General features: G+C 45.9%; 24 protein-coding genes and 1 other annotated feature. Of the genes, 17 read left to right on the forward strand and 7 right to left on the reverse strand.

Annotated elements, in window-relative coordinates; all coding sequences use genetic code 11:
• Positions 1 to 174: 174 nt before the first annotated feature.
• Positions 175 to 1,551: a branched-chain amino acid transport system II carrier protein gene (brnQ, locus tag M3152_RS05060; RefSeq protein ID WP_251694107.1), complete on the forward strand. Its 1,377-nt coding sequence runs from the start codon at positions 175 to 177 to the stop codon at positions 1,549 to 1,551.
• Positions 1,552 to 1,568: 17 nt separating this feature from the next.
• On the opposite strand, the gene M3152_RS05065 is transcribed toward brnQ, so the two are convergent.
• Both M3152_RS05065 and M3152_RS05070 read right to left on the reverse strand, forming a co-directional pair.
• On the reverse strand, positions 1,569 to 2,231 hold the full coding sequence (locus M3152_RS05065) for a GntR family transcriptional regulator (RefSeq protein ID WP_251694108.1): 663 nt from the start codon (positions 2,229 to 2,231) through the stop codon (positions 1,569 to 1,571).
• 111 nt (positions 2,232 to 2,342) lie between these two features.
• Entirely contained in the window at positions 2,343 to 2,858 is a 516-nt protein-coding gene (locus M3152_RS05070; RefSeq protein WP_251694109.1) for a GNAT family N-acetyltransferase, read from the reverse strand.
• A 126-nt stretch (positions 2,859 to 2,984) separates the two neighbouring features.
• On the opposite strand from M3152_RS05070, the gene M3152_RS05075 reads away from it, so the two are divergent.
• From M3152_RS05075 to M3152_RS05085, 3 genes are all read left to right on the forward strand, one after another.
• Positions 2,985 to 3,548: a LysM peptidoglycan-binding and 3D domain-containing protein gene (locus M3152_RS05075; RefSeq protein WP_251694110.1), complete on the forward strand. Its 564-nt coding sequence runs from the start codon at positions 2,985 to 2,987 to the stop codon at positions 3,546 to 3,548.
• Positions 3,549 to 3,657: 109 nt separating this feature from the next.
• Positions 3,658 to 3,822, forward strand: a complete 165-nt coding sequence (locus tag M3152_RS05080) for a hypothetical protein (RefSeq protein WP_251694111.1) — start codon at positions 3,658 to 3,660, stop codon at positions 3,820 to 3,822.
• Entirely contained in the window at positions 3,819 to 4,547 is a 729-nt protein-coding gene (locus M3152_RS05085; RefSeq protein WP_251694112.1) for an SDR family NAD(P)-dependent oxidoreductase, read from the forward strand. Before M3152_RS05080 ends, M3152_RS05085 begins: the two co-directional genes overlap by 4 nt.
• Positions 4,548 to 4,583: 36 nt before the next feature.
• Here the strand turns inward: M3152_RS05085 and M3152_RS05090 are convergent, their stop codons facing one another.
• Complete coding sequence (locus M3152_RS05090) at positions 4,584 to 5,183, reverse strand: class I SAM-dependent methyltransferase (RefSeq protein ID WP_251694113.1); 600 nt, start codon at positions 5,181 to 5,183, stop codon at positions 4,584 to 4,586.
• On the reverse strand, positions 5,180 to 6,139 hold the full coding sequence (locus tag M3152_RS05095; RefSeq protein ID WP_251694114.1) for a TIGR01212 family radical SAM protein: 960 nt from the start codon (positions 6,137 to 6,139) through the stop codon (positions 5,180 to 5,182). Before M3152_RS05095 ends, M3152_RS05090 begins: the two co-directional genes overlap by 4 nt.
• 172 nt (positions 6,140 to 6,311) lie before the next feature.
• Between M3152_RS05095 and M3152_RS05100 the strand changes: the two genes are divergently transcribed.
• From M3152_RS05100 to leuS, 4 genes are all read left to right on the forward strand, one after another.
• Complete coding sequence (locus M3152_RS05100; protein WP_251695246.1) at positions 6,312 to 7,493, forward strand: MDR family MFS transporter; 1,182 nt, start codon at positions 6,312 to 6,314, stop codon at positions 7,491 to 7,493.
• A gap of 107 nt (positions 7,494 to 7,600) precedes the next feature.
• Positions 7,601 to 8,287, forward strand: coding sequence for a CoA transferase subunit A (locus M3152_RS05105; RefSeq protein ID WP_251694115.1), 687 nt, complete (start codon positions 7,601 to 7,603; stop codon positions 8,285 to 8,287).
• Positions 8,288 to 8,296: 9 nt separating this feature from the next.
• A complete protein-coding gene (locus M3152_RS05110; protein WP_251694116.1) occupies positions 8,297 to 8,941 on the forward strand; it encodes a 3-oxoacid CoA-transferase subunit B in 645 nt (214 codons plus the stop codon).
• A gap of 266 nt (positions 8,942 to 9,207) precedes the next feature.
• Positions 9,208 to 9,424 (forward strand) — a binding site (T-box leader).
• A gap of 78 nt (positions 9,425 to 9,502) precedes the next feature.
• Positions 9,503 to 11,917: a leucine--tRNA ligase gene (leuS, locus tag M3152_RS05115; protein ID WP_251695247.1), complete on the forward strand. Its 2,415-nt coding sequence runs from the start codon at positions 9,503 to 9,505 to the stop codon at positions 11,915 to 11,917.
• Between the two features lie 196 nt (positions 11,918 to 12,113).
• On the opposite strand, the gene M3152_RS05120 is transcribed toward leuS, so the two are convergent.
• On the reverse strand, positions 12,114 to 13,382 hold the full coding sequence (locus M3152_RS05120; protein WP_251694117.1) for an NAD(P)/FAD-dependent oxidoreductase: 1,269 nt from the start codon (positions 13,380 to 13,382) through the stop codon (positions 12,114 to 12,116).
• A gap of 131 nt (positions 13,383 to 13,513) precedes the next feature.
• On the opposite strand from M3152_RS05120, the gene M3152_RS05125 reads away from it, so the two are divergent.
• Both M3152_RS05125 and M3152_RS05130 read left to right on the forward strand, forming a co-directional pair.
• On the forward strand, positions 13,514 to 15,130 hold the full coding sequence (locus tag M3152_RS05125; protein ID WP_251694118.1) for a putative polysaccharide biosynthesis protein: 1,617 nt from the start codon (positions 13,514 to 13,516) through the stop codon (positions 15,128 to 15,130).
• 3 nt (positions 15,131 to 15,133) lie between these two features.
• Positions 15,134 to 15,850 (forward strand): pseudouridine synthase, encoded by a 717-nt coding sequence (locus tag M3152_RS05130; protein ID WP_251694119.1) that lies wholly within the window; start codon positions 15,134 to 15,136, stop codon positions 15,848 to 15,850.
• Positions 15,851 to 15,898: 48 nt separating this feature from the next.
• On the opposite strand, the gene M3152_RS05135 is transcribed toward M3152_RS05130, so the two are convergent.
• Positions 15,899 to 16,120 (reverse strand): DeoR family transcriptional regulator, encoded by a 222-nt coding sequence (locus M3152_RS05135; protein WP_251625097.1) that lies wholly within the window; start codon positions 16,118 to 16,120, stop codon positions 15,899 to 15,901.
• A 419-nt stretch (positions 16,121 to 16,539) separates the two neighbouring features.
• On the opposite strand from M3152_RS05135, the gene pepV reads away from it, so the two are divergent.
• The 5 genes from pepV to M3152_RS05160 are packed head-to-tail and all read left to right on the forward strand — an operon-like array spanning position 16,540 to position 21,360.
• Complete coding sequence (gene pepV, locus M3152_RS05140) at positions 16,540 to 17,952, forward strand: dipeptidase PepV (protein WP_251695248.1); 1,413 nt, start codon at positions 16,540 to 16,542, stop codon at positions 17,950 to 17,952.
• Positions 17,949 to 18,803: a D-amino-acid transaminase gene (gene dat, locus M3152_RS05145; RefSeq protein ID WP_251694120.1), complete on the forward strand. Its 855-nt coding sequence runs from the start codon at positions 17,949 to 17,951 to the stop codon at positions 18,801 to 18,803. Before pepV ends, dat begins: the two co-directional genes overlap by 4 nt.
• A gap of 33 nt (positions 18,804 to 18,836) precedes the next feature.
• On the forward strand, positions 18,837 to 19,829 hold the full coding sequence (locus M3152_RS05150; RefSeq protein WP_251694121.1) for a nuclease-related domain-containing protein: 993 nt from the start codon (positions 18,837 to 18,839) through the stop codon (positions 19,827 to 19,829).
• A gap of 18 nt (positions 19,830 to 19,847) precedes the next feature.
• Positions 19,848 to 20,492, forward strand: coding sequence for a tRNA (guanosine(46)-N7)-methyltransferase TrmB (gene trmB / locus M3152_RS05155; RefSeq protein ID WP_251694122.1), 645 nt, complete (start codon positions 19,848 to 19,850; stop codon positions 20,490 to 20,492).
• 22 nt (positions 20,493 to 20,514) lie between these two features.
• On the forward strand, positions 20,515 to 21,360 hold the full coding sequence (locus M3152_RS05160; protein WP_251694123.1) for a YtnP family quorum-quenching lactonase: 846 nt from the start codon (positions 20,515 to 20,517) through the stop codon (positions 21,358 to 21,360).
• 73 nt (positions 21,361 to 21,433) lie between these two features.
• Here the strand turns inward: M3152_RS05160 and M3152_RS05165 are convergent, their stop codons facing one another.
• Positions 21,434 to 21,748, reverse strand: a complete 315-nt coding sequence (locus tag M3152_RS05165; protein ID WP_060204336.1) for a hypothetical protein — start codon at positions 21,746 to 21,748, stop codon at positions 21,434 to 21,436.
• 195 nt (positions 21,749 to 21,943) lie between these two features.
• Between M3152_RS05165 and M3152_RS05170 the strand changes: the two genes are divergently transcribed.
• Positions 21,944 to 23,017: a M42 family metallopeptidase gene (locus M3152_RS05170; RefSeq protein WP_251694124.1), complete on the forward strand. Its 1,074-nt coding sequence runs from the start codon at positions 21,944 to 21,946 to the stop codon at positions 23,015 to 23,017.
• A gap of 204 nt (positions 23,018 to 23,221) precedes the next feature.
• Entirely contained in the window at positions 23,222 to 23,740 is a 519-nt protein-coding gene (locus M3152_RS05175) for a DUF84 family protein (protein WP_251694125.1), read from the forward strand.
• Positions 23,741 to 23,746: the final 6 nt, after the last annotated feature.

Raw genomic sequence — 23,746 nt, forward strand, 5'->3', positions numbered from 1 at the left:
GGGGAACCTCCTGTCTTCTTTTATTGTAAAAATTACTCTGATTAACCGACAAAATAATATATTCAGGAAATAATTTACTGTTGCATTTTTACGTATAGGGGTTTAATATAAAAAAATGCGATATATTGCATACAACACAAAGAGTGATTCTCAACATGAAGGGGTTCAAAAACTATGCAGAATAAACTGTCTTTTTCATCGTATCTATTAATCGGAATCATGTTGTTTGCCCTTTTCTTTGGCGCCGGAAACTTGATCTTTCCCGCTCAATTGGGTCAAAATGCAGGGACGAATTTGTGGCCTGCAGTCATCGGCTTTCTCATAACAGGGGTAGGATTGCCTTTTCTTGGGATACTAGCAATGGGCTTTTCGGGAAGCCGGAACTTGCAGGATTTGGCAAGTCGGGTTCACCCAATCTACGCAATCTTATTCACATCTTTATTATATTTAACGATCGGACCGTTCTTTGCAGCTCCAAGGACCGGAGCGGTTGCATTTGATATCGGATTTTCTGCATACATTCCGGAAGAGTATACGCGTTTCGGTTTGTTCATCTTCACACTCATCTTTTTCGGGGTGACATTATGGCTGTCGCTTAACCCGGCAAAGATCGTAGACCGGATCGGGAAAATCATGTCGCCGGCTATCATTGTTTTATTGCTCGTGTTGCTTGCCGTCGCTTTTGTCAATCCGATAGGAGCGATTCAATCCCCGGTGGATGTGTATGCGGATGCCGCGTTTATGAAAGGGTTCATGGAAGGGTATAACACGATGGATGCCTTGGCGTCGCTAGTCTTCGGCATTATTGTCATTAATGTCATCCGTTCCATGGGGGTTACGAACAATGTCCAAATCCTATCAGCAACAGCGAAAACCGGTTTTGTGGCGGCTGGATTTTTGGGACTCATCTATGTGGGGATTGCATACCTTGGAGCGACGACGACGGAAGTATTTGGTCTGTTTGATACTGGGGGTCCTGTATTAAGTGGGGCAGCATCGCATTACTTCGGCACTTTCGGTTCAGTTATGTTGGCTGTAATCATTTTACTTGCCTGCTTAACGACGAGTATCGGGTTAGTCACTGCTTGCGGTGAATATTTCCACACAATCATTCCAAAGGTAAGCTATAAAGTTTTTGTAATGATTTTCACAGCATTTTGCTTCATCGTCTCAAACTTCGGATTGTCCAATATCATTACGTATTCGATTCCTGTATTGATGTTTTTATATCCGCTCGCTGTTGTGCTCATGTTGCTGACATTTACTTCACCGTTGTTCAATCATTCAAGAATCGTATATGTCAGCGCGACGGCTGTGGCATTTTTGATAAGTGTTATTGATGGTGTGAAGACTCTCTACGGGACGTTGGGAATAGTTGAACAGGAGTGGCCGAACTGGCTAAGCAATATTGTGAATTTCTATGATACTATTTTGCCGTACTATAGCGAAGGCCTAGGCTGGCTTCTTCCGGTAGTGATTGTCATGCTGATTACTGGCGTCATCGCCAAAATGATTCAGCCGTCAGTGCAATATAAAGAGCACTCCAATTAAAAAATTGGAGTGCTTTTTTAGTCTGTTTTCTTGGAATGAAATTCGTCGATAGCACGGAGCCAGTTTTCACGCATGATCGATGCTGCTTTTTCCCCTTTGCCTTCTTTCAGTAACTTAATAATATCCTTATGCTCGTCGATCGACTTTTCCGTTAAGATGATCGAGTTATGGAAGAACAATCGACGTACATGGGTTTGCAAAGAAGCGACAATGGAATGAATATATTTGTTCGCCGCTTGGTCGACGATGATTTGATGGAAGTCTTCGTCGATTTTCAAAGCAGTGAAGTAATCCTCTTCCTGGACAGCCTTGGCGAAACGATCATTCGTCTCTTCCAATTCCTTTATGACATTTTCATCCAAGTTAGGGGCTGCAAGTTCCGTGGATAAAGCTTGCATGGCGGCTAAGGGCGGCAAGAGGTCATTGATCGATTCTTTGTCCACCTCTGTTACTTGTGTCGCTTTTCCCGGATACATCTTGACGAACCCTTGGACCTCCAGCAACTGAAGCGACTCACGGATCGGTGTTCTGCTAACACCGAGCGCTTCCGCCAGTTCGATATCATTCAGCTTTTCGCCTGGCTGCAATGTTCCGTCAATAATCCATTGCTGCAATTGAGTAAATGCACTTTCTTTCGCTGTCACGCGTGTCGGTCTTTGATGCTCCGAAGGTATCGGCATTGCTGATCACCATCCTGCTTGCAATTTGAATAACATGTCCTGCTTCACTTCTAGTACTAATAGTATACATGAAAAAAATGAAGGAGGAAATTTTTATATGCAATATATCAGTTAGATTCTGCGGGAATATACGAGAGATATATCTTCATCCTCTTCGGCCGCACCATATGATACCTCTTCCCGCTTAAAAATAAAACCTTTCGATTCATAAAATGGAATTCCGTACATATTTCCTTTTGCAACCGAAACCCATTGCCGGACCGCTCCATACGTATGCTTCTGTATTTTTGTATAAAAATCTAACAATCTTGAACCAATTCCTTCTCCTCTTGCTTCAGGGGCAACATAGAATACGTAAATCTCTCCCTCAGTCTCATTTATCATGCCGCCTCCAATGACTCCAAAGAGGTTTCCTTCCTTTTCAGCGACAATATAGCCGTGCCACCTTTTGTCGATTGTTGTGACTTCCTGTTTGACGCGTTCGACATTGTAATAATTCTCAATTAACCGCTCAATATAGGCGTTTGTGAACAGCTCTCCATAAGTGAACCACTGGCATCGTGAAAGCAAGTCAGCAAGGGTTTTTGCTTCATTCTGCTTCGCGTTTCTTACTAAAATTTCTGTCAATCTCATCTTCCTTCCATCGTAATATTCACTTCTCTTTTGTAATAAGAATGGTTGCAAAATGTAACATGCATGTAATACTTTACTGCTAATCTATGAGTAGACTAAAAAAGGCGGGGAGTAGAAAACTTGAGAAAACATATTGTGACGCTTATCTTTACAGTAGTTTTATTGATCGGTGGTACGACCGAAAGTTTTGCAGCCTCTTCAACGTATACGGTCAAAAAAGGTGACACGCTTTATAAAATTGCCGATATCCATAATGTTACCGTAAAAGAATTGAAAACATGGAATGGCATAAAGTCGGACGTCATTCATCCGAATCAGAACTTGAAGGTTGTCCAAACCGATACTCAAAAAAAGGTTGCCAAAACACCATCGCGATCCGCTGATGACAATGTAGTTAAGGAAATCACGGTTTCTGCTAGTGCGTATACAGCGAATTGCAACGGCTGTTCCGGCATCACCTCAACAGGCATCAACTTGAAGCGCAACCCTGATGCCAAAGTGATTGCAGTTGATCCATCCATTATACCATTGGGCACGAAAGTGTACGTGGAAGGATACGGATATGCAATTGCAGGCGATACAGGCGGCGCGATTAAAGGAAATAAAATTGATGTCTTCTTCCCAAGTAAAAGCGAAGCGTTTAAATGGGGAAGGAAAGACGTGAAGATAAAAATATTGAAATGACAATAGCAAGCCAATCCCTTCATTTTTTGAGGGGGTTGGCTATTTTAATTCGTCCAATCTCACATCCATCATGGTAAACTGTTGTAAAACGGGGGAATGGGGAGTGAATATGGAGAAGAGAAGATTAATTATCGGGGTAATCGCTATCCTTGCAATCGCATTATATATTTGGATAGCTTATTTCGAGATTCCAAAGAAAGTGAAAATTGGTGAAGATGCAATTCAAGAGGAACTATGGCAGGCTGACGTCGAGATGAAAGGGGAAGTCATATGAACTTATTTATTGTTACAGGTGCATCCAAAGGAATTGGTTCTGAATTGATGAACCAGTTGAAGGGGAGGGGGGACAAGGTGATTGGCATCGCCAGGACAAATGAGAGCCGGGATGGAGATTTGCTGACTGCCGACCTTTCTCTCACCGATCGTTTGGCTGAGATCATTGAGAATATTGTAGAAGAGAACCTTTCATCCGCAACTTCCTTTACGCTGATTAATAATGCAGGAACAGTGGAACCGATCGGGTTGATCGGTACGATAGACGAAACGAAACTGACAGAGGCGCTCGCTGTCAATCTGTCGGCACCAATGATTCTATCGAATGCATTCATCTCGGTGCTTGAAAAGTTTGAAGGACGAAAAAGGATTGTCAACATATCTTCAGGTGCAGGCAGGAATCCATATGAAGGTTGGGGCGTTTATTGCACGACGAAAGCGGGGCTCGATCACTTTTCCCGCGTCGTATCGCTTGAGCAGGAAAAGGCCGAATACCCTGTAGATATCATTTCGATTGCCCCGGGAATCATCGATACTGGCATGCAGGAAACGATCCGGGCGAGTAATGCAGACGATTTCCCGTTGCACGACCGTTTTGTCGACTACAAACAGCAAGGGCATTTAAGCAGTGCGGAAGAGACCGCGCGTAAACTGATTTCCGTAATGGACCGGGAAGACTTTGCTAAGCTAGGCCCGATTGCGGATATCCGGCAAATCGGGGAATGAAAAAACGCTTGGACCAAAATGGTTCCAAGCGTTTGCTTACTCTTCCACGCGCACAACTTCATCAAAATCCCTCACCTTTTCGATTGCGATCAAAAATGGGGGATTTTTTCGTTGATTGAGCAATTCATAGCGGATAACATGAACATCGGCCTGGTGGAGCGACTTTACATAATCGAGCAATGCATCGCGCTCTTCCTTCCCGCCTTCATGTCCATCATAGACGGATATCGTTATAATTCCACCCTTTTTAAGCATGCCCAGCAGCTTATCGACAGCTTCAATCGTGGAATCCGGTTTTGTGATGATGGACAAATCTTCACTATACGGTAGATACCCTAAATTGAACATCGCTCCGCCAATTGTTTTCTTGACGTATGTATCTACATTCTCATGGCTGTCCAAAATCAATGAGACACGGTCATTGAGTTTGTCCAATCTGTTTGCCGTCGCCTCGAGGGCAGCTTGCTGGATATCGAAAGCGAAAACGCGGCCTTCTTCACCGACGAGCTCTGCGAGGAATAACGTGTCATTCCCGTTTCCCGCAGTCGCGTCGACAACCGTCTCACCTGGCAGAACAGTTTCGCTGATCAACCGTTTTGAAAATGGCAAGACACGATGCAATAAAATATCACTCATATACGTTCAATCTCCTTACTGTAATACTTACCTTGATAGCTGTCGCGGCGTTCCAATTCCTTGTCGATGCCGTTCAGCACATCCCACTTCGACGCGCTCCACATCGGACCGATCATCAAATCGAGCGGACCATCCCCTGTAATGCGATGGACAATCATCCCGGGCGGAAGAATTTCCAGTTGGTCGACGACAAGGTTGATATACTCATCTCTCTCAAGAAACTCCAGCAAACCCTTTTCATATTGTTTGACCATCGGCGTCCCTTTCAACAAGTGCAGTAAATGGATCTTGATGCCTTGCACATCGAGCTTCGCCACTTGTCTTGCCGTTTCCATCATCATCTCTCTATCTTCAAGCGGAAGGCCATTGATGATATGGGTGCACACACGGATGCCGTGCTTCCGCAGTTTATCTACGCCTTCCACGTAAGTGGCGTAATCATGCGCTCTGTTCACGAGCTTGGCAGTCTTTTCATGCACGGTCTGCAACCCTAATTCAACCCATAAATACGTCCGTTCATTCAGCTCAGCCAAATAGTCGACGACATCATCAGGAAGGCAGTCGGGACGGGTGCCGATTGATAGGCCGACGACTCCCGGTTGGGCTAGGGCCGCTTCGAACTTCTCCTTCAAAACGGGCAGCGGGGCATGTGTATTCGTGTACGCTTGAAAATAGGCGATGTACTTGCCTTCTTTCCACTTCTGATGCATCCGGTCGCGGATTTCATTGAACTGGACTTCAATCGGCTTTGCCCGGTCTCCTGCAAAGTCGCCTGAGCCTGCGACGCTGCAAAACGTACAGCCGCCGAAAGCTACTGTGCCGTCGCGGTTCGGACAATCAAAGCCGGCATCGAGAGCGACCTTGAATATTTTGAACCCGAATTCATCCTTCAAATGCCTGGACCATGTATGGTACCGTTTCCCCTCAGTAGGGAACGGATAAATGAAGTCATCCATCATTTCAACTCCTCTAACAGTAGATTGTACCATTTTGGATCCGCTCAGTGTCATCTGAATTGCGGAACATATTCCGTTTTTGTTGTCTGAATCCTGAAAAAGACATACACTCGAAATAGCTTTCATGAGTAGTAGATAGAGATCGGAGGCGATGGAAATGCCTAAAATGGAAATACCCAATAAAGTTTGGCTTCTCATCATAGGAATGTTTGTCAATGTCATAGGGAACTCGTTCCTTTGGCCATTGAATACGATATATATGCATGAATATCTCGGTAAGTCGTTGGCGGTAGCCGGTCTTGTCCTGATGGCGAATGCAGGTGCTGGTGTCGTCGGGAATCTGCTTGGCGGCTTTTTATTTGACCGGATTGGTGGTTTTAAATCAATTATGGCTGGCATCATCATTTCGATTTTGGCGCTTGGCTATCTCGTATACGACCATGATTGGTATCCATATATCATTTTGCTAACCGTATTAGGATTCAGTGGAGGCATCATTTTTCCGAGCATGTATGCGATGGTCGGAACAATTTGGCCTGAGGGTGGCAGGAAGGCATTCAACTCAATCTATCTGGCGCAAAACGTCGGAGTCGCAATCGGGCCCGCACTCGCTGGTTTGATAGCTTCCGTGCATATCGATTATATATTTTTTGCGAACTTGATTTTCTATGTCATTTTTCTTTTCATTGCCTACTTCGGATATAAAAAGTTGGAAATCGCACCCGATCGCCACACAAACGTTATCCGAGAAACTGAGCGGATAAAGAATAAAGCACCTTTTTATGCATTGCTCATTTTAGTCGGCGGCTATTTGATCACCTGGCTCGTCTATTCGCAATGGTCGACTACGATTTCCACGCATGCACTAGCACTCGGCGTGACCTTAAGAGAGTACAGTTTCATTTGGACGATCAACGGACTGCTGATTGTTATAGGACAACCTATCATCAAACCGCTGATCAAGCGGCTTGAAAAGCAGCTGAAAGCCCAGATGATAATCGGAACGGTCATCTTCATTATCTCCTTCATCGTGGTCAGTTTTGCAGGTTCATTCAAAATGTTCATCGTTTCTATGGTCATCCTAACTTTCGGTGAAATGATTGTATGGCCGGCTATCCCGACATTGGCGAGCCAACTTGCACCAAAAGGCAGGGACGGGTTTTATCAAGGGATCGTCAACTCCGCTGCAACAATCGGACGCATGATCGGCCCATTGGCTGGGGGCATCCTCGTTGAAATCTACGGCATGAAGATGATGCTTCTGTTGCTGACGAGTCTCATGGCCATTACCATTGTCACAACACTTCTATACGACAGACCGCTTACGTCTGAACGAAAGCCGGAAATCCAATGAGGATTTTCGGTTTTTTAGATTAGAACATTGCTTCTCGCTTAATAGTTTGATTAAATGAAGAGAGGATAGTTGCAATTTTTCTGAAGGATTCAAAGGGGGAATGCTAGATGAAACCAATTTATTCAACAGCTATGGAAGCGATTTCAGAAATCAAGGACGGCTCAACGTTAATGGTGGGAGGCTTCGGACTTGTCGGAATCCCGGAACAGCTTATTTTGGCACTCGTCGAAAAAGGTGTCAAAGATTTGACGATCATTTCGAATAACTGTGGTGTGGACGAATGGGGTCTCGGTCTTTTATTGAAAGAAAAGCAGATTAAGAAGATGATCGGTTCCTATGTCGGAGAAAATAAAGAATTCGAGCGCCAAGTGCTTTCAGGCGAAATCGAAGTCGAACTGACACCACAAGGTACGCTTGCTGAAAAGATTCGTGCAGGCGGCGCAGGGATTCCTGCATTCTACACACCGGCAGGAGTAGGGACTACTGTGGCGGACGGAAAAGAGATTAGGGTGTTTAACGGCAAGGAATATGTCCTTGAGGAAGCGCTCGTCGCCGATTTTGCATTGGTTCGCGCAGCGAAGGCGGATAAAATCGGAAACTTGATCTATAACAAGACCGCTCAAAACTTCAATCCAATGATGGCGGCTGCAGGCAAGATCACGATTGCGGAAGTGGAAGATATCGTGGAAACGGGACAACTCGATCCAGCGACGATCCATACTCCAAGCATTTACGTGCAAGGCTTATTGCAAGCGGAACAGGAAAAACGGATTGAGAGATTGACGACTCAATAAGGGGAGGGGATGTTCATGATGAATTTCAGAGAGAGAATTGCAAGACGTGCGGAAAAGGAAATCAACGACGGCGATTACGTTAATCTTGGCATTGGGATGCCTACATTAGTCGCAAACTATATATCGGAAGACAAGACGGTCGTGCTGCAGTCTGAAAACGGCCTCCTCGGCATCGGTCCATATCCGACGGAAGATCAAGTCGATCCCGATCTGATCAACGCAGGCAAGGAAACGGTGACGACAATTCCCGGATCTGCTTTTTTTGATAGTGCGGAATCCTTTGCTATGATCCGTGGAGGGCATGTCGATGTAGCCATCCTTGGTGGAATGGAAGTGTCCGAAAAAGGAGATCTTGCCAACTGGATGATTCCAGGCAAAATGATCAAGGGCATGGGCGGCGCGATGGATCTCGTGCATGGCGCGAAAAAAATCATCGTTATCATGGACCATGTAGCGAAGGACGGCTCGGCAAAGATCAAGAGAGAATGCTCATTGCCGTTGACAGGTAAAGGCGTCGTCCATAAAATCATCACGGAACGTGCTTTGATCGATGTGACGCCTGATGGTCTAGAATTGAAGGAAGTGTTCGAAGGGTTCACAGTTGAAGATGTTGTGAATTCGACGGAAGCGGAATTGAAAGTGAATATTGGTTGATCGCTTCATGCCAAGTCCTCATTAATGGGCTTGGCATTTTGTTATCTATCGAATAGGTGGAGTTATCTATCGAATATGACGATTTATCTATCGAATCGATGGAGTTATCTATTGAATATGCAAAGTTATCTATTGAATCCGGAAAGTTATCACCAAAAAGGGGCTTTGGGCTCAGCGTATTTCCTAGTGACTTCCATTAAAACTTAAGACATCTAGTTGTATTTTGGAACAATTTCGGGTACACTACAATAAACTGAATTCAAATAGCGTTGGCATTGAAAAGGAATCAGTAATCGGTCCGGTCGATTGAAGAGAGCAGGCGGTTTGGTGCAAGCCTGTACGACTACGATGAACTCGCCTTCGAGCCTGCATCGGTGAACGAAAAGTAGCCTGTGCCGTTTTCCGCGTTAAGGAAACAAGTTGGGCGGCATTGCCGTCAATTTGGGTGGCACCGCGGGAGTACATATACCTCTCGTCCCTTATCTTTTTAAGGGACGAGAGTTTTTTTATTTCCGCGAACCGCATAGCGCTTTTTGAATATAGAGGGAAGGAATGACAGCAATGAGTTATAAACATGTAGAAATCGAAAAGAAGTGGCAGCAGTATTGGAAAGACAACAAGACGTACAAAATGGTAAACGACGAATCCAAGCCGAAGTTCTACGCGCTTGATATGTTCCCTTATCCTTCCGGAGCGGGACTTCATGTTGGGCATCCGCTAGGCTATATCGCAACGGATATTTTAAGTTCATTCAAACGGAAGCAAGGCTATAACGTCCTTCATCCGATGGGATGGGACGCTTTCGGTTTACCTGCTGAGCAATATGCAATAGATACGGGGAACGACCCTGCGGAATTCACTGCCAAAAACATCGCGACATTCAAGCGTCAAATGAATGACCTCGGGTTTTCCTACGACTGGGATCGTGAAGTGAATACGACAGATCCGAAATATTACAAATGGACGCAATGGATTTTCATCCAATTGTATAAAAAGGGCTTGGCGTATATCGATGAAGTGCCAGTCAACTGGTGCCCGGCGCTAGGAACTGTACTTGCTAACGAAGAAGTCATCGACGGGAAATCCGAACGTGGAGGCCATCCAGTCGAACGCCGTCCAATGCGCCAATGGGTATTGCGCATTACCGAATATGCAGATCGCCTGCTTGAGGATCTTGAAGATGTTGATTGGCCGGATAGCTTGAAAGATATGCAGCGCAACTGGATCGGCCGTTCTGAAGGCGCTCAACTGAAGTTTGAAATCGACGGTACGGATCTTTCATTCGAAGCATTCACGACACGCCCGGATACGATTTTCGGAGCGACATACGCCGTTCTTGCCCCTGAACATAAGCTTGTCGATACGATTACGACAGCCGAACAAAGGGAAGCTGTTGACGCTTATTTGGATAAAGTGAAGACAAAGAGCGACTTAGAACGTACGGACCTTGCGAAAGAGAAGACAGGTGTATTTACAGGCGCTTACGCAATCAACCCTGCGAGCGGCGAGAAAATGCCGATCTGGATTGCGGATTATGTGCTTGCTTCTTATGGAACTGGCGCAATCATGGCGGTTCCTGCGCATGACGAAAGAGATTATGAGTTTGCGGTAGAATTCAACTTGCCGATTGTGGAAGTTGTTGCAGGTGGGGATGTTTCAAAAGAGGCATATGTAGGCGACGGCGAGCATATCAACTCCGACTTCTTGAACGGATTAGGGAAAGAGGAAGCAATCGAAAAAGCGATTGCGTGGTTCGTTGAAAACGGCAAAGGCGAGAAGAAAATCACGTATCGCCTACGCGATTGGCTGTTCTCGAGACAACGTTATTGGGGCGAACCGATTCCAATCATCCATTGGGAAGACGGCTCGATGACTCCTGTCGATGAATCCGAATTGCCATTGATGCTGCCAAAGACAGATAACATCAAGCCGAGCGGAACAGGTGAATCGCCGCTTGCGAATATCGAAGAGTGGGTCAATGTCGTCGATCCGGAGACTGGCATGAAAGGCCGCCGGGAAACGAATACGATGCCGCAATGGGCAGGCAGCTGCTGGTATTACTTGCGCTATATCGATCCGGATAATGACGAAATGCTGATCGATCCGAAACTTGCAGAACGTTGGCTGCCAGTAGACATTTACGTCGGCGGTGCAGAGCATGCGGTGCTTCACCTTCTATATGCACGCTTCTGGCATAAGGTGCTTTACGATATCGGCGTTGTACCAACAAAAGAACCTTTCCAAAAATTGTTCAACCAAGGAATGATCCTCGGGGAAGGGCATGTAAAAATGTCCAAGTCGCTTGGCAACGTCATCAATCCTGATGACATCGTCCATTCACACGGCGCAGATACGCTTCGCCTGTACGAAATGTTCATGGGACCGCTTGAAGCTTCCAAAGAGTGGTCGACAAACGGACTCGATGGATCCCGTCGTTTCCTAGATCGCATCTGGCGCTTATTCGTCAATGAAGACGGGACGCTTAGCTCCAAAATTGGCGGCGAGCCAGGCGGTGCGCTTGAAAAGGTTTATCACCAAACCGTGAAGAAAGTGACCGAAGACTTCGAAGGAATGCGCAACAATACTGCCATTTCTCAATTGATGGTGTTCATCAATGAAGGATATAAAGCCGATTCAATTCCGAAAGAATTCGTTGAAGGTTTTGTCACACTGATTTCACCGATCACTCCGCATCTTGCTGAAGAGCTATGGGAGAAGCTTGGCCATAGCGAATCCATCTCTTATGTAGCATGGCCGACATACGATGAATCGAAACTATTCGATGAAACAGTAGAAGTTGCTGTCCAAATCAACGGGAAAGTCCGCGCGAAAATCAATGTCGCAAAAGACATTACGAAGGAAGAGCTTGAAAAAGTCGCACTTGCTGACGAAGATGTGAAGCAATGGATTGAAGGCAAGGAATTGAAGAAAGTCATTGCGATTCCAGGCAGATTGGTCAACATTGTAGCTGTTTGATGAATGAAGTAAAGATCCGAGGAAATGGACGCGTCCATTTCTTCGGATTTTTTTGATCGCGTCCAAAGCGAGGCGCCAAGCCGCTTCGCGCTCAAAGCAAGCCGCTCCGCGTCCAAAGCAAGCCATTCCACGTCTAAAGTAAACCGTCCAAAGCATCAAAAAACATCGGCTTCAACGAAACCGATGTTTAAGCATATTATCCTTCTTCTCTTGCGAACGCCCCGGCATTCATGCCCGCAATACGTCCTGTAACAAGAGCAGAAGTAATATTATAACCGCCCGTGTATCCGTGAATATCCAATATCTCTCCGCAGAAGAAAAGTCCAGCCTTCTTCCGTGAGGCCATTGTTTTAGGCTCGATCTCCTTCGTCGAAACGCCTCCGCCTGTGACGAATGCCTTTTCAATCGGCTGCGTGCCGTTCACGGTCATCGGGAAACCTTTCAGCAACCCCGCAAGTTTGCGGATCTTTTCGTTCGAAAGCCCTGCACCGATATCAGCTTCATCTATGTCTGCCCGGTCAAATAAAAACAGTAGCCACCGTTCCGGTGCAATTCCTTTCAAACTGTTTTTCACCGCTTTTTTCGGATCATCTTTCAACATCGTATGAATCATTTGAAACGCCTTTTCTTCATTCATGGAAGGAAGGGAATCAATCCTCATATCAACGGGCTTCCTGCCATTTTTCATCTGTTCCTTCACGACGAACTGGCTGCAACGTAAGATCGCAGGCCCGCTCAACCCGAAATGGGTGAACAACATGTCCATCTGATGAGTAACCAAGGTTTTCCCTTTGGCGTTCAATACGGAAACAGCAACATCGCGCAATGCAAGTCCTTGTAATTCCTTTGATTGGATGAACGGCTCATCGGACAGCAACGGCACCTCTGTCGGATACAGATCCGTTACAGTATGTCCCGCTTTCTCCGCCCACGGATATCCGTCTCCTGTACTTCCTGTCTGCGGAACAGCCTTTCCGCCTACCGCAACAACGACTGCTTGAGTTCGGATTTCTTCACCATCCTCAAGCCGTACGCCCAAAATCCTTTCATCGTCCATCAATAATTTCTTCACGCGTGTCGACAATCTCACTTCGACATGCAGTCGATCCATTTCCGAAAGCAGCGCATTGACAACGTCTTTCGCTTTATCCGAGACAGGGAACATCCGCCCGTGATCCTCTTCTTTCAACGGTACCCCGAGTCCTTCAAAAAACGCAATGATATCCTCATTATTGAAGACGGAAAACGGACCGTATAAAAATCTTCCGTTGCCTGGAATGTTCTTCACGATTTCTTCTAAAGGCAATCGATTCGTAACATTGCATCTACCGCCGCCCGAGATGGATAATTTATTCCCAAGCTTTTTCCCTTTATCGAGAAGAAGCACTTTATTTCCGTGTTCAGCTGCAGCGATCGAGGCCATCAGTCCTGAGGGACCCCCACCTATGATTATGACGTCATACATATATGGAACCACACTTTCAGTTTTTCTCTATTATACATGGATACGCTCGATAATCATTGTGAAAAGCGCCGGTGGGGGGTAAACTGGTAAGTAGCTTTGTCGAGTAGTACTTAAGATTGGAAGGATCAAACATGTCATCAAATCTTGTTAAAGGCACCGCCATTTTAACAATCGGGCTCTTCTTATCGAAGGCGCTCGGTCTATTATACGTAATTCCGTTTTATGCAATTGTCGGGGTTGAGAATATCGGTTTGTATCAATACGCATACATTCCATACAATTTAGCTTTGGCGGTTGCGATTTCTGGAGCACCACTTGCCATTTCAAAATTCATATCAAAATATAATGCAATGGGCGATTATGCAACAGGCCGAAAGTTAATGAAATCTGGGATGCTCGTCATGACGCTAACCGGCATCCTCTCATTTCTTGTTCTCTTTTTCTTGGCTGAACCGATTGCCCATCTTGTGCGAAAAAGCGATGATCAGATTTTCACAATCGCAGAAATTACGTCTGTCATCCGTTATGTAAGCTTCGCTTTGCTGGCAGTTCCACTTATGAGTATCGTCCGCGGTTATTTGCAAGGGAATCAAAAATTTGAACCTACGTCCGTCTCACAGCTTGTCGAACAGGTTGTCAGGATTTTGGTTGTCCTTGTCGGCGCATTTATTGTAGTGAATGTACTAGATCTGTCTCCCCGGACGGCTGTGAATTTTGCGGTGTTCGCAGCATTCATCGGGGCGCTTGCGGGTCTTGTTGTCCTGTATAAATATTGGTTGAAATACAAACCCGAATTTAATCAGCTGTACGCTAGCAGTCCGCCTGCAAGCAATATTACCTTCATCGATATGTACAAAGAAGTGATCGGTTACACGATTCCCTTCGTCCTCGTTGGCGTTATCAATCCTTTGTATCAATTTGTCGATATGATAACGTTCAATGGAGCAATGACAAGTATCGGTCGTGATGATGTCACTGATGTTATTTTGACGATGCTTAACTTCCTGACTCACAAAGTCGTCATGATTCCGGTCATGGTTGCAACTGGATTTTCCATGGCGCTCATCCCGGTCATTACGGGCTATTATACGAAGAACGATCAGAAGGGCCTTACCCGTTCTCTAGACCAAACATTTCAGATCATGCTCTATTTGACAGTGCCGATGGTTCTAGGGTTAATTATCCTATCGAATGAGTTCTATACATTCCTTTACAGTGAAGATCCAGTGGGCTCAAGTATTTTGGCTGCTTATGCCCCGGTTGCAATACTGTTCGGGCTTTACTCAGTGACAGCAGCAATCCTCCAAGGGATCGATCGACATAAATGGATCGTCTTTACTTCATTGACGGGGCTTTTAGTCAAAATGATTTTGAATATCCCACTCATCAAGCTTTTCGAAGTGAATGGAGCAATTGCTGCGACGACAATTGGATATGCAATCGCGGTCTGCATTAATATTTATGTCATATCAAGAGTCCTTCATTACCGTTCAAGAATGGTGTTCAGGCGACTGATCCTCATCGGGATCTTCAATGTGATCATGTTCATTGCAGTTCACTACACATTAAAAGGCCTCCTTGCGATTAGTCCTGTCGACGGTAAGATGCAGGCATTGCTATACGTTATGATTTGTGCATTTGTCGGAGTGGTAGTCTATGGAGTCCTATCCTTGAAATCGGGGCTTGCTCAAAAGTTGTTCGGCGACCGGTTGACGAGGATTACGAAGAAGCTTGGTTTTGGAGGGTGAATGATGCGTTTAGATAAATTATTGGCGAATATGGGATTCGGCTCTCGTAAGGAAGTCCGGCAGCTTTTGAAAAAAGGCGCTGTACAAGTAAATTCCGAACAGGTTAAGGATCCGGCGCTTCACGTAGATCCGGAAAAGGATGAGGTGACGATCCTCGGTGAACGGGTCGTCTACAAAGAGTTTATTTATTTGATGTTGAACAAACCGCAAGGCGTCATCTCCGCTACGGAGGATGATCGGGACCGTACCGTCATCGATCTGCTGGATGGGGAACACCGGCATTTTGAACCGTTCCCGGTCGGCAGGCTCGATAAGGATACGGAAGGGTTTTTATTGATTACGAATGACGGGAAGCTGGCGCATGAGTTATTATCGCCGAAGAAGGAAGTTCCGAAAACGTATTACGCGCATATCGATGGTAAGGTCGATGAGACCGATATCGAAAAGTTCGCGGAAGGGCTGACATTGGACGACGGCTACTTCACGAAACCGGGACAGCTCCGCGTCTTGCATTCAGGTGAAACGTCTGAAATTGAGTTGACGATCACCGAAGGGAAGTTCCATCAAGTGAAGCGGATGTTCGAAGCGGTCGGGAAGCGGGTCGTCTATTTGAAACGTCTGTCGATGGGGCCGTTGGAGTTGGATGACTCCTTACGTTTAGGGGAATACAGGGAGCTGACGGATGAGGAAGTCGCAATGCTCCACCATGAAAAGGGCTGAACCGGTTGAAGCGGTTCAGCCTTTTTCTTATCTTAGATTGAAGTGATGTCAGGAGGGCAATTTAACTTTTTTCTGAGTTGTCGTCCATTTTCCGCGGGCAGGGCTTGTGATGAGCTCGTTGTATTCAAGGACATTCAAGTCCCTTTGCGCTGTGCGGTTTGTGATGCCGAATTCTTCGACCACATTTTCCGTTGTGACAATACCCCTGTCAAGGATATATAAATATACGTCCTTGATGCGGGTAAGCATACGACCAGTAGCTGGATTCAACTGTGGAACCACTCCTTCATCTTCATTTTCCAAAAACGATGGGCATGAGACTATTGAATGTACCTATGCTAGTTGAAATAGCCCCCGACAATGCACTCCTTTCATCAGAACGTTGCGTCAGATGCAATGTTCTGACAATGTAAGTATAACTCATTTTTGCTAATAGTACATGAATTTTTTGTAAAAGTTCTGTAAGAAATGTTTTGCTCTTTACCCCGCATTAACTGGCTGTAAGATTCCCCTACTAGAATAAGCGAGGAATCTAGGTTGTTAAGGGGAATCAACAGCCAGTAAATGCCCGATTGGTTCAACTAACAATCAGGGGGGATGAAAGAATCCCCCCCCTGATTGCAGTTTCACTTTATTTTCTTAGCTGAACGTGTGAAAATAGGGTATCAGGAAAGAAGGTGCTTGAATTGGTGAATTGGAAAGAGAAAGTGTCGGAGAAAGAAGAGCTTTTGATTCATGATTTGAGGCAATTGGTTTCCATTCCGTCCGTACTGGATGAAAATTTGGCGACAGAGGAGGCACCGTTTGGACCGGAACCTAAGCGAGCGCTTGATTGGCTGCTGGAGGAAGGCAGGAAAGCTGGATTCACAGTGAAAAACATCGATAATATGGCTGGCCATATTGAAATGGGCGAAGGCGATGAACTGCTTGGCATCCTTTGCCACGTCGATGTGGTGCCCGCTGGAGGAAATTGGACATTCGGTCCTTTTGACGGGACTGTGAAGGATGGGAAATTGTTCGGTCGCGGTGCAATTGATGATAAGGGGCCGACAATCGCTGCCTGGCATGCCATGAAATTGGTGAAGGAAGCAGGAGTTCCTTTGAATAAAAGAGTCCGCCTCATTATCGGGACGGATGAAGAGAGTGGTTTCCGCTGTGTGAAACGTTACTTTGAAAAAGAAGAGATGCCGACGATCGGATTTGCACCTGACGCTGACTTTCCGATCATCAACGCGGAAAAAGGGATTTCAACATTAGTCTTCACACAGAAGACTGAAAAAGCAGATGGGCAGCTTCAGTATTTTAAGTCAGGCGATCGTACGAATATGGTACCTGATTATGCGGAGGCGCATATTAAAGGTTTCGACTTCAAGGATATCCACAGTAAATTTGAAAGCTTCATGAATATGCATGACATGGCAGCATCAATCGTTGAAAAAAATGGCGAAGCATTTTTAACTTTCCACGGCAAGTCCGCCCATGCGATGGAGCCGGATAACGGTGTGAATGCGGCTGTTCTCCTTGCGACATTCCTGAATAAGATTTTCGAAGAAGGTGAATCGAAGGATTTCACCCAATTCATACTGGACGCATTCGGAACAGAAACTCGAGGGCGCTATCTAGGGTTAGCTTATAATGATGAAGTTTCGGGCGACACGACATTGAATGCTGGAATCGTTTCCTTCACTCCTGAAATAGGTGGCCGGGTTGACGTGAGCATGCGATATTCCGTCACCTATCCTTTTGAAGAGAAAACCGGAACGTGCAACGATCGGTTGAAGGATACTTCTTTTACTATGGGAGTGAAGTCCAACTCGAAGCCCCATCATGTCGATGCAAATGATCCATTCATCAAAACGTTGCAAGAAATTTACACGTCCTACACGGGTGAAGAGGCGGAGTTGTTGTCAATCGGCGGCGGTACGTATGCGCGCGTGCTTGATAAAGGCGTCGCTTTCGGCATGCTCTTCCCTGGCAGGGAGGATGTCGCTCACCAAGCAGATGAATATGTATATATAGAGGACTTAGTAAAGGCGACCGCCATTTACACGGAAGCGATCAGCCGTCTTACATCCAATGAAGGGGAAGGGAAAAACGAATGACTACTTATTTTATCGATGGCCAATTCACTAGTAAAGACAGCTTAACTATCTCGATTGATGACAGAGGATACTACTTCGGTGATGGGGTGTATGAAGTCGTAAAGGTGTATGACGGCGAGTTGTATACTGCCGAGGAACACTTCGGGCGCCTGTTCCAAAGCGCATCGAAAATCAAGATGGCCATCCCTTACTCTGAACAGCAGCTGATTGACATTGCGAAAGAATTGGTGAAGGTGAACGAAGTGATGACCGGCCATATTTATATGCAAGTGACACGCGGAGCTTCTGCGAGGGTTCATCAGTTCCCGGAGGGATCAGTGACTCCGGTTGTTACTGCATATGCAATCCATAATCCAAGGCCTTTAAGCAATATTGAGGGCGGAGTCTCAGTGAAATCGGTTGACGACGTTCGTTGGCTTCGCTGTGATATTAAAAGTTTGAATTTGCTAGCCAATGTTCTGGCAAAACAAGAGGCTTTTGAAGCTGGCTGTGCAGAAGCGATTTTTGTTCGCGACGGAGTTGTCATGGAAGGGTCATCTTCAAATGCATTCGGTGTGAAAAACGGCGTTGTCATTACTCACCCGGCAACAAATCTTATTCTGAACGGAATTACACGCCAAGTGGTGTTAAAGCTTTGTAAGGAGAACGGAATTCCAGTCGAAGAGAGGGCGTTCACACCGGAAGAGATGTACGCAATGGATGAATTTTTCATTACATCCACAACTTCGGAAATAACCCCTGTCGTGTTAATCGATGAAAAAGCGGTTGGGGCAGGAACGCCGGGAGCGGTAACGAGAAGATTGCAGGAAGCATTCGCGCGGCAGATTCCGTTGTCCGTGGCGGGGGAATGATGAACATAGCCATACTGATCGGAGTGGATGAAATTGGCGCAGCTCGTCAAACTGCTTGATTATGTATCTCGCTACGAAAATGATCTATCACGGTATCCAACCCAATATATCCGTCTGAAAAATTCCCAGTGGAAACGGATGAAAACCCAATGGGAGCACGGAGCCGACCTTTCTGAGTGGAGGCATGTCCCTGAGGAGACGGAGGAACAGGCAGAGGAGGGGAAATGGTACTCCCCTCTATTCCGTCTGTTCGGCAATCGGAAAGGCCGTTCGGAAGAAGTGGAGCCGATTGAGGCGGAAAAAGGTCGACAAGGACAAGATGACGTAGATGTCTTCGATTTTAATCCGAATATTATTTATCAGCCCCAAAATGAAGAGCAGCTTCGGAAGCTATATTTGGACCAACTGTTCCATTTTCAACTGAAATGGGCAAGCTCTACAATGTTGGAAAGATCCAATCTGGATGCAGGCTTTATGAGGGATTCATTGCTGAGGAGCTTCACCCAGCGGCTTCCTGACAGCTATCTTCTATTCTATTATCCGATTTTGAAAGTGAAAAAAGCACCTGTTGAACTGGATATCCTTCTTATCACGCCGGTTGAGTGCTTATGCATAACGGTGTTGGAAGGAGAGGACGCAGCGGCTTTCATCGGTGATGGCGATCGGTTTTGGACGAAAAAGTATGGGGACGAGGAATCAAGGGTATTGAATCCACTCATCGGACTGAACCGCATGGAGAAGATCGTGTCGGGAATTTTCGCTGCACAGAATATCGATTTTCCTATTAAGAAATTGATCATTTCTAGGAATGGCTACATCGATTATCCAGGTGTGCCATTCGATACGGTCGTCATTGATCGAAGGATGTATGAAGAATGGTTCTCCTCCCTCCGGAAATCGACTGTGCCGATGAAGTTCAACCAATTCAAGGCCGCACAATCGATTTTGGATGTCGGACAGACCACTGCAGTAAGCAGACTTTTTGAAGAACAGATTGAGCAGGGACAACCTGATACTAATGAATAGAAATGAGTGTAATTGATTATGCGGCTTCGCAATAAACCATGGGCAAAAGATTTCATGGCAGAGCATCCCGATGTGTTGATCCACGAAGATGAAGGTACATCAATAGATTGGAAAACGGTTTTCGGCAATGAAAACCCGATCCATGTGGAAGTAGGGACAGGGAAAGGACAATTCATTATCGGAATGGCTATCGCCAATCCGGACGTCAACTATATCGGAATTGAGCATTTCGACAATGTGATTGTGTCCGCTCTTGAAAAGGTCATTGAGGCGGAGAAGCCTTCCAATCTACGGCTTCTAAGAGGAAATGGCGAGAATTTAGGAGATTTATTCCAAAAAGCGGAATTGGACAGGATTTATTTGAACTTCTCCGACCCATGGCCTAAATCCCGCCATGCAAAACGACGTTTGACACATGAATCGTTTTTAGCCCGCTACAAGGCGGTTCTGAAAAAAAGAGGGGAAATCCACTTCAAGACGGATAACAGGAAGCTATTTGAGTACTCGCTCGTTTCAATGTCGGCATACGGAATGATCCTCCAGGATGTATCGCTAGATTTGCATGCGGAAATGCCTGAAGATAATATTATGACAGAGTATGAAGAGAAGTTTTCAGCAAAGGGACAGGCGATCTACCGGTTGGAAGCAATGTTCAATAATTGATGTTTGAAAGGGGAGGTTTTGTTTGGATACATATAAGTTTCACGATATGAAACTAACATGGCTCGATGGGGGAGTCAATTTCCTCGATGGAGGCACGATGTTCGGGGTCGTTCCGAAAGCGTTATGGTCGCGGAAATACAATGTTGATGAGAACAACTTGATCGAACTTCGGACAGATCCGATCTATATCACCTACGAAGGGAAACATATCCTCATAGACTCAGGCATCGGGAAAGGGAAGCTGTCGGAAAAGTTGAAGCGTAATCTCGGGGTCCGTGCTGAAACAAAGGTGGAGGAAGGTTTGGCAGAGCTTGGACTGACACCTGCCGATATCGATATTGTCCTCATGACCCATTTGCATAATGACCATGCCGCGGGTTTGACGGGGTGGGCAAACGATGAGCTCGTGTCAATTTTTCCGAATGCGGAAATTCATGTATCACAAGTCGAGTGGGATGAAATGCGGAATCCTAATATCCGTTCAAGGAATACGTATTGGAAGGAGAACTGGGAGCCCGTCCAGCATCAGGTGAAAACATTCGAAGGCCGGGTTGAAGTGCTGCCGGGGATCGAAATGATTCACACAGGTGGACATAGTGACGGACATAGTGTCATCAAGCTGACTCAAAACGGGGAAACGGTTCTGCATATGGGGGATATCATGCCGACGCATGCGCATAGCAATCCATTATGGGTTTTGGCTTATGACGACTACCCAATGACTTCAATATTTGCAAAGGAAAAGCTAATGAAAGAAGCATTGGCTAACCGATATCGTTTCATCTTCTATCATGACGCTGTTTACCGTCTCGTCCAGTGGGATGAAAGCGGTAAAGAAATTACTGAAGCAGTCGAGCGTACAAGATAAATCATAAAAAGCAGCAGGTGTGGAGAGCATTTTACTCCTTCACCTGCTGCTTTTGGTATGCGGTCATACACGTTCATTTTTGGATCAATTCGACGACAGTTCCTGTTTGCGAGTTAGCTGCAAATTCAAATTGCTCCAGTTCGCCATTACGGATTCTAGTAACGCCGCCACGGTACACTTCCATCGACAGAACATTGTTTGTAAACGGTTCAGGTTTCATGACGATCCACGAACCGTCAATCGGACCTTCTTTTTTAAAAGCATCTTTCACTGCATCCAAGACATGCTCAGCCGGAGTATTCGGATTCATCTTCCCGATTGCCTGGTTGACAACGAGCCCGGCAGCAACGCCTGTTAGAACTCCTGCTACAAAATCTTTAACTTTCATGTCTGAGAACCCCCTCCATCGATCTTCAACAAGTGTACCATATTTCAAAAAAATGTTTAACCGTTATTGGACTCAGGGAGTACAGGGGAAAACTGTCTTCGAAAAACTAGTTCGGAAAGCTAAATATTATAATGGAAAGTTTCAAATTCGTGCACTATACTAGAAGAAGTACATATCGAATTGGGGGAAATTCTCATGAACAACGAAACGTTGACTATGTTCAAAACATTGACCGAGCTGCCTGGAGCACCAGGAAATGAGCATATGGTACGCAACTATATGCGGGATGAGCTCGGAAAATATTCCGATGAAATTATCCAGGACAATCTAGGCGGAATTTTCGGCGTGCGGAAAGGACCTGAAGAAGGCCCGCGTATCATGGTTGCCGGCCATATGGATGAAGTAGGCTTCATGGTCACTGCAATCACTGACAACGGTATGCTCCGTTTCCAACCGCTTGGGGGATGGTGGAACCAAGTGCTGTTGGCGCAACGAGTTCAAATCATTACAGATGAAGGTCCAGTCGTCGGCGTCATCGGATCCATACCGCCACATCTCCTCAGTGATGAAGTCCGCAATAAACCGATGGATATTAAAAACATGCTTATCGATATCGGTGCGGATGACAAAGAAGACGCACAGAAAATCGGCATCCGTCCCGGCCAGCAAATTGTACCGATCTGCCCGTTCACCCCAATGGCGAATGATAAAAAGATCTTGGCGAAAGCATGGGATAATAGATATGGTTGCGGTCTGGCCATCGAGCTGTTGAAAGAAGTTCATGGAGAAACGCTTCCGAATAACCTGTATTCCGGGGCGAATGTCATGGAGGAAGTAGGATTGCGAGGTGCACAGGCTGCTGCCCGGATGATCAATCCTGATCTGTTCTTCGCATTGGACGCGAGCCCGGCGAATGACGCATCCGGCAATAAAAATGAATTTGGCCAGCTTGGAAAAGGAACATTGCTTCGCATCTTCGACCGTTCGATGGTGACACACCGCGGCATGCGCGAATTCATCCTTGATACAGCGGAAACGAACAATATCCCGTACCAATATTTCATCTCCATGGGAGGAACAGACGCAGGACAAGTGCATATTTCAAATGAAGGTGTACCAAGTGCGGTTATCGGAATCTGTTCACGTTACATCCACACATCCGCTTCCATCATCCACACCGATGATTATGCGGCAGCGAAAGAACTTCTCGTCAAATTAGTGAAAGCTTGCGATAAAACGACTGTTGAAACAATCAAGAGCAATGTATAAACAAAAGCGAAAGCCGTTACGGAGAACGGCTTTTGCGAGCACAAGCGCAGCGTTGCGAGCAAGAATTGGAATCAGCGGTCTTTGCCACGCAGTAGCTTTGGCTTATGACCCGAGCAGCTAGCGCCTGAAGTCTAGACGAGAATCATAAATATGGCCATCCTTTCCATACAGGATGGCTTTTTACTGACTAGAAAGGAGAACAGCATGAAATTCATCATAGGGTCCACCAATCAAGCAAAAGTCAAAGCAGCACAGGAAGTGATCGAAAGCCATTTTCCGGGAAGTGAACTGTCCCAAGTGAAAGTTCCATCAGGCGTGAAGGATCAGCCATTTGGAGATGAAGAAACAAGAACCGGAGCATTGAACCGCGCAACGAATGCCGCCCATGAAGAAAGTGGCGCAATCGGAATCGGCTTGGAAGGTGGTGTGCGCATGATTGGAAGTGAAATGTTCGTTTGCAATTGGGGGGCGCTTGTACTGCCTTCAGGGAAATCATTCACTGCCGGTGGGGCTCAAATCACATTACCTGAAGAAATTGCTTCAGAATTAAAGAAGGGTCGGGAATTGGGAGCTGTCGTCGATGATTATTTTAACGCGAACGGCATCCGCAATAGTGAAGGTGCAATCGGTATGTTCACCGCGCTGGCGGTCACTCGCGACAAGCTGTTCGAACATGTTATGCAATTATTGATCGGTCAATTGAAATACTACAAGAAAGATTAAAAATCC

Source organism: Sporosarcina luteola (assembly GCF_023715245.1).
GTDB lineage: Bacteria > Bacillota > Bacilli > Bacillales_A > Planococcaceae > Sporosarcina > Sporosarcina luteola_C.

Coding starts and splice junctions, on each gene's coding strand:
- brnQ (WP_251694107.1), top strand. CDS start 175: ATGCAGAATAAACTGTCTTTTTCATCGTATCTATTAATCGGAATCATG.
- M3152_RS05065 (WP_251694108.1), bottom strand. CDS start 2,231: ATGCCGATACCTTCGGAGCATCAAAGACCGACACGCGTGACAGCGAAA.
- M3152_RS05080 (WP_251694111.1), top strand. CDS start 3,658: ATGGAGAAGAGAAGATTAATTATCGGGGTAATCGCTATCCTTGCAATC.
- M3152_RS05085 (WP_251694112.1), top strand. CDS start 3,819: ATGAACTTATTTATTGTTACAGGTGCATCCAAAGGAATTGGTTCTGAA.
- M3152_RS05090 (WP_251694113.1), bottom strand. CDS start 5,183: ATGAGTGATATTTTATTGCATCGTGTCTTGCCATTTTCAAAACGGTTG.
- M3152_RS05095 (WP_251694114.1), bottom strand. CDS start 6,139: ATGGATGACTTCATTTATCCGTTCCCTACTGAGGGGAAACGGTACCAT.
- M3152_RS05105 (WP_251694115.1), top strand. CDS start 7,601: ATGAAACCAATTTATTCAACAGCTATGGAAGCGATTTCAGAAATCAAG.
- M3152_RS05110 (WP_251694116.1), top strand. CDS start 8,297: ATGTTCATGATGAATTTCAGAGAGAGAATTGCAAGACGTGCGGAAAAG.
- leuS (WP_251695247.1), top strand. CDS start 9,503: ATGAGTTATAAACATGTAGAAATCGAAAAGAAGTGGCAGCAGTATTGG.
- M3152_RS05120 (WP_251694117.1), bottom strand. CDS start 13,382: ATGTATGACGTCATAATCATAGGTGGGGGTCCCTCAGGACTGATGGCC.
- M3152_RS05125 (WP_251694118.1), top strand. CDS start 13,514: ATGTCATCAAATCTTGTTAAAGGCACCGCCATTTTAACAATCGGGCTC.
- M3152_RS05130 (WP_251694119.1), top strand. CDS start 15,134: ATGCGTTTAGATAAATTATTGGCGAATATGGGATTCGGCTCTCGTAAG.
- dat (WP_251694120.1), top strand. CDS start 17,949: ATGACTACTTATTTTATCGATGGCCAATTCACTAGTAAAGACAGCTTA.
- trmB (WP_251694122.1), top strand. CDS start 19,848: ATGCGGCTTCGCAATAAACCATGGGCAAAAGATTTCATGGCAGAGCAT.
- M3152_RS05165 (WP_060204336.1), bottom strand. CDS start 21,748: ATGAAAGTTAAAGATTTTGTAGCAGGAGTTCTAACAGGCGTTGCTGCC.
- M3152_RS05170 (WP_251694124.1), top strand. CDS start 21,944: ATGAACAACGAAACGTTGACTATGTTCAAAACATTGACCGAGCTGCCT.
- M3152_RS05175 (WP_251694125.1), top strand. CDS start 23,222: ATGAAATTCATCATAGGGTCCACCAATCAAGCAAAAGTCAAAGCAGCA.